Origin of the sequence: Azospirillum sp. B506, assembly GCF_000333595.1 — a bacterium.
Taxonomy (GTDB): domain Bacteria; phylum Pseudomonadota; class Alphaproteobacteria; order Azospirillales; family Azospirillaceae; genus Azospirillum.
The window spans coordinates 1-5,008 of record NZ_BADK01000133.1 but is presented as its reverse complement, the minus strand read 5'-3'; the positions used below and the strand labels follow the sequence as shown (position 1 = coordinate 5,008).

At 68.5% G+C, this 5,008-nt stretch carries 6 protein-coding genes; all 6 read right to left on the bottom strand.

Annotation, left to right across the window (positions count from 1 at the left end; translation table 11 throughout):
* Window positions 1-146: 146 nt before the first annotated feature.
* The gene (locus I71_RS40495) at window positions 147-275 is read right to left on the bottom strand and encodes a hypothetical protein (protein WP_280109849.1); all 129 of its coding nucleotides are present in this window, start codon (window positions 273-275) and stop codon (window positions 147-149) included.
* A gap of 18 nt (window positions 276-293) precedes the next feature.
* Window positions 294-569, bottom strand: coding sequence for a response regulator (locus tag I71_RS04700; protein ID WP_244433633.1), 276 nt, complete (start codon window positions 567-569; stop codon window positions 294-296).
* A 111-nt stretch (window positions 570-680) separates the two neighbouring features.
* Complete coding sequence (cheB, locus tag I71_RS04695) at window positions 681-1,763, bottom strand: chemotaxis-specific protein-glutamate methyltransferase CheB (protein WP_042691327.1); 1,083 nt, start codon at window positions 1,761-1,763, stop codon at window positions 681-683.
* Window positions 1,760-3,172 carry a chemotaxis protein CheW gene (locus I71_RS04690; protein ID WP_042691324.1) on the bottom strand — a complete coding sequence of 471 codons (1,413 nt, stop codon included), beginning with the start codon at window positions 3,170-3,172 and terminating at the stop codon, window positions 1,760-1,762. The genes cheB and I71_RS04690 overlap by 4 nt, the downstream gene beginning before the upstream one ends.
* Window positions 3,169-4,083, bottom strand: a complete 915-nt coding sequence (locus tag I71_RS04685) for a protein-glutamate O-methyltransferase CheR (RefSeq protein ID WP_244433632.1) — start codon at window positions 4,081-4,083, stop codon at window positions 3,169-3,171. Before I71_RS04685 ends, I71_RS04690 begins: the two co-directional genes overlap by 4 nt.
* Complete coding sequence (locus tag I71_RS04680; protein ID WP_083896971.1) at window positions 4,080-4,871, bottom strand: methyl-accepting chemotaxis protein; 792 nt, start codon at window positions 4,869-4,871, stop codon at window positions 4,080-4,082. The genes I71_RS04685 and I71_RS04680 overlap by 4 nt, the downstream gene beginning before the upstream one ends.
* Window positions 4,872-5,008: the final 137 nt, after the last annotated feature.

Here is a 5,008-nt window from a genome sequence, read left to right as displayed (position 1 = left end):
CAGCTTTTCAGCAGGTCGAAATGCTCGGCAGCCTCGATGCCGAACTGCCGCCACAGGGTTTCGATCAGTTCGCTGCTCATGGGTCACCGCTCATCGATCACCGCACACACATCACCGCCCCGGCGTGGAGGTGCCCCGCCGGAAAGTCAGGGCTTGGCAGGCGGCGGCAGGCCAGCGGCACGGCGGATGGCGGCGACGATGTCGTGGCCCTTCTTATGGGCGAGGTCGAGGCTCATGGTGCCGGAGGGCTTGGCGATGATCTCCACCGCGCCCAAGGCACGGGCCTCGTTCTCTTAGGGCGAGCCGACCTGCGCGACGGAGGAGATGATGACGACCTTGGCGCGCGACATCAGCGACAGATGCTCCATCACCTCCAGCCCGGACATTTCCGGCATCTCGATGTCGAGCAGGACGATGTCGGGCTTCAGGCTCTTGACCATATCCAGAGCCACCTTGCCGTTCTCGGCCGCGCCGACGAGAGACAGCTCGTCGTCCGCGCGCACGATGTCGCCGATGATGGTGCGCATCAGCACCGAGTCATCGACCAGCAGGATCGTCGGCTTCGCCATGGGTGATAATTTCCTATGTTTGCAGCGCCTGTCGGCTTTCGGTTTCTGTGTGACTGTCAGGAAAGTGTAGGCTTTGTTTGATGATCGGATCGCTTAAAATCGAATCCGATTTTAAGCGATCCGATCCAGGAGGGCGTTCAGCTTGCGGGCGATCGACGCAACCGGCAACACCTCCGTGGCGACCCCGGCCCGGATTGCCGCCTTCGGCATGCCGTCGACAGCACAGGTTGCGGGATCCTGAACCAGAACGGGGAAACGGCGCTCCGCGAAAGCGCCCGCGCCGGCGCTGCCGTCGTCGCCCATGCCGGTCAGGACGACGGCAACAGGCGACTCAGCCGATTCGGCCGCGCTGCGGAAGAGGCGGTCGGCCGACGGGTGGTAGAGGGCGCCGTCCGGGTCGGCGGCATGCAGGGTGAAGCGACCGGAACCACCACGGCGCACCGTCCAGTCGCCGCCACCGCGCAGGATGGTGACCGTTCCGGATTCGAGCGCGTCACCGTCGCCGCCCTCCACCACCGGCCGGCCGAGCGAGCGGGCGAGCGAGGCGGCGAAGCCGGCGGTGAAGCTCGCCGGCATGTGCTGCGCCACCACCAGCGGGCAGGGAAGCGGTCCCAGCGTGCCCAGCAGCTCCACGAGCGCCACCGGGCCGCCGGTTGACACCCCGACGACGATGAGGTCCGGGCGATGGCCGCGGCCGAGCGGACGCGGCTGCCGGGGCGGTTCGGCTGCCGGCGCGCTGACGGCCGCCGGACCGGGATCGGCGGTGCATTCCCCGGTCAGGGCCATGCGCCAGCGGCCCCAGTGGCGCACCTTCTCGGTCAGCTGGCGTTCGATGGACGCCATGTCGAAGGCGATGAAAGAGCTGTTCTTGCAGACGAAATCGACCGCTCCGGTCTCCAGCGCCCGGATGGTGGCCGCCGCCCCGTCCGATGTTTCGTTGGAGACCATGATGCAGGGCGGCCCCTTTTCCGCGGCGATGGCCTGGACAGATTCGATGCCGTCCATGATCGGCATGTTCAGATCCATGGCGACCACATGGGGCTTGAGCTTGCGCGACAGGCGCAGCGCTTCGGCGCCGTTGCGCGCCTCGCCGACGATCTCGATGTCCGATGCCGGCTCCAGCATCTTGCGCAGGGCGATGCGGACAAAGCTGCTGTCATCCACCACCAGCAGGCGGATGCGCGGATCGGTCATGGCGCATCCTTCCCTAGGGAAAGAACCTTGGTTCCGCCCGCTGCGGCGGTCAGTCCCTCCGGTCGCAGCACCGGGATCAGGGCGTGGTCCAGGCGGATGACGGCGGCAGTCAACCTGTCGGACAGCGGATCGACGTCCTCGCTGGCGATCTTGCGGATGCGTTGGATTTCGTCGGCGATCACCGCGACGGTACCGCCATCGATGTCCACCAGGATGGCAATGCCTGGCGTAGCCGGAATCGTGCCTACGGTTCCGCGCGCCAGCAGACGGCGCAGATCGATGACCGGCAGGATACGGCCGTCCACATCGGTCAGCCCGTCGAAGCTCTCAGTCCCCTTCGGCAGGCGCAGCCGATCGCCGATTTCGACCACGCGGCGGACCCTCTCGAACTCCAGCGCAAAAACGCGCGCCTCGACCACCAGGGTCAGGAAGCGGCGGTAGAACCGGCGCGGCAGGCGGCTGTCCGCCATGTCGTCGTCGGGATCCCCGCCGTCCGGCACGAAGCGGCCGATGTCGTCGAGTCGATCGCCCAGCATGCGCACCACCCCCTTCACGTCGAGCCAAGCTCCATTGAAATCGACCGATTGCGCCGGCGCTCCGGCCTCGCCGGCACGCAAACGGTCCAGCGGCACGCGCACCACCCCGCGTACGCTGTCCACCTGCACGCCGACCGGTCCACGGCGGGTCCGCATGACCACCGCATGGCCTCCCGGACGGTCGCCCGCACCCAGCGGGTCGGTGACCAGAATCGACCGTTCCTGCACCCGCGCCACGCCACGGACCAACGCTGGCGCATGGGGAAGCGGGCGCAGCTCGCCGACCGGGAAGACCAGCAACAGATCGGTCATCTCCAGCGCCTGGGGGCGGCCGGCGGCGTCGACCATCAGCAGGCGGATGCTGGCGCGCTCGCGCGATGGATCGGGCGGGTCGGCGGCTCCGCCGGTCAGCGCGTCTGCATCCATGCCCCCCGGAACGGCGAGTGCAGAGCCTCGCCCCAGCCGCATCAGATCGGGGTCGAGCAGACGCAGAGACCGGTCGCCATGGCGCAGCCGGCCAGCCACCGGCGTACCCTCGTCCTCCGGCTCCGCCACGGACCGGACCACCCGTTCGACCGGCAGGGTACCGCCAATACGGCCGGCGCGAAGTGCCAGCAATCCGTCTCCGGCGCGCAGCACGATCAGCAGGCCGCCGCGCCGCCCGCCCACCCAGGCCAGGCGCAGGGACGGATAACCGGTGACGTCCAGCACCGGCAGGATACGACCGGCGACATTGGCCAGCCCCTCCAGTTGGGGTGGGGAAAAGGGCAGCCTGGTGATGCCGGTCGGCTCGGCAACCTCCTCCACCCGGTCTGCTGCGACGGCGAAGGGCGTACCGGCGATGTCGAATGTGAGGAATCCGCTGGGTGTCATGACACCGCCTGCCCCCGCCGGTAAGCGAGCGCACGGTCGCCACGATGGCGCTCGAACCGGAAGGCATCGTCCAGACGGTCGGTGGTGCCGAGCACCAGCCACCCACCCGGCGCCACCGCTGCGGTCAGCACGGAGAGTGCCCGTTCGCGGCTGACATCGTCGAAATAGATCATGACGTTGCGGCAGGACACGAGGTCGAAGCCACCGGTCGGCGCGCCGTTCGGTGGCATCCCATCCATCAGATTGTGGCGGGCGAACCGCACGATCCGGCGGGCGTCGTCACGGACCCGGCGATGCAATGGCGCTTCAGCCCCCAACGGCACGAACCATCCGCCATACTCCGCCGGCATCTCGCGGAAGGGCCCCAGCCCTTCCCCGCCATAACAGGCATTGGTGGCCTGCCTGACAGCGACGCGGCTGAGATCGGTGCCGAGGATCTCGACGGTCCAGCCGGTTTCCATTCCGTTGGCGGTGCGGCGCGCCTGCCCGGCATCGGCCAGCGCCTCCAGCGTCACGATGGCGAGGCCATAGGCCTCCTCCCCGGTGGCGCAGCCGGCGCTCCACAGCCGCAACGTCCGTGTGGTGCTGCGCTCCGCGATCAGGCGAGGCAGCAGATGACAGCGCAGATGGGCGTGGTGCGGCAGGTCGCGAAAGAAATAGGTTTCGTGGATCGTCAGATTCTCGATCAGGCTCAGCCAGTCCGGGCTGTCGGCCGGCGCCCCTTCGATCTGCGCCACCCACTCCTCCAGCACCGCCAGCGGCATCGCCGCCAGGATGCGCGCCAGCTTGCGCTCCAGCGGTCGATCATGGCGGATGCCGGCCTTGCGTCTGACATCGTCCAGCAGCCGCCGTACCAGATCGTACAGCGGTCCATCCGATCCCGGCTGTGGTGAAGCGCCGGCGGCGGTCACGATGCCCGGAAACGTTCGGCCAGCCGCCGCGTGTCGTCGGCCAGCCGGGAGAGGTGGACCATGGTCGCCGTGATCTCCTCCGATGCCGCTGCATTCTTGGAGGCGACGGTGCGGATGTTGCCGACGTTCGATTCGATCTCGACGATATGGTCCTGCTGGTTGGCCATGGCGGCTGCCACCGACTGGACCATCCGGTCGATCTGACCTACCCGCTCGGCAATGCCATCCATCATATGGACCACCTCCGCCGTCGCGGCCATCCCCTCCTCCGCCAGAGCCGCTGCGGCCTCGACGATCTCGGCGATCTGGCGGGCGCTCTCCACCGCATTGTCGGCGAGCTTGCCGACCTCCTCGGCGACCACCTCGAAGCCCTTGCCCTGTTCGCCGGCTCGGGCAGCCTCGATGGAAGCATTGACCGACAGGATGTTGGTCTTCACCGCGATCTGGGTGATGGCTTCGGTGATGCGGCCGATGCGACGGCTGTTGTCGCCGATGGTCTGGGACACGCGGACCAGCCGCGCCATCTCCGCCTTGCCGCGGTCGGCGAAGCCGGCGGTGACCCGCACCATGTCGGACGCGGCGCGCGTGCTGTCGGTGACATCGGCGATGGCGCGGACGGACCGGCCAACCGCATTCACCACCCGGTCGAGATCCTCGGTCTGGATGGCAGCGCCGTCGGCGACCTGCGCGACCGCGGTACTGGCCTGTCCGGCGGCAACGGCGACCTGGGCCGCCTGGTGCCCGATATGCCGGAAGGACCCGCAGGCATCCTCCACCAGCCCCACCATCTCGCCAAAGCGGCCGGGAAGAGGCCCAGCGGGACGGCACCGCGACGTCCCCTTCTCCCTCCTGGGTCAGGCGGCGCAACGCCGCCTGGAGCCTGTCCTGAGTCTCGGTGATGCGATTCAGGGCCGCGGCGATGGTT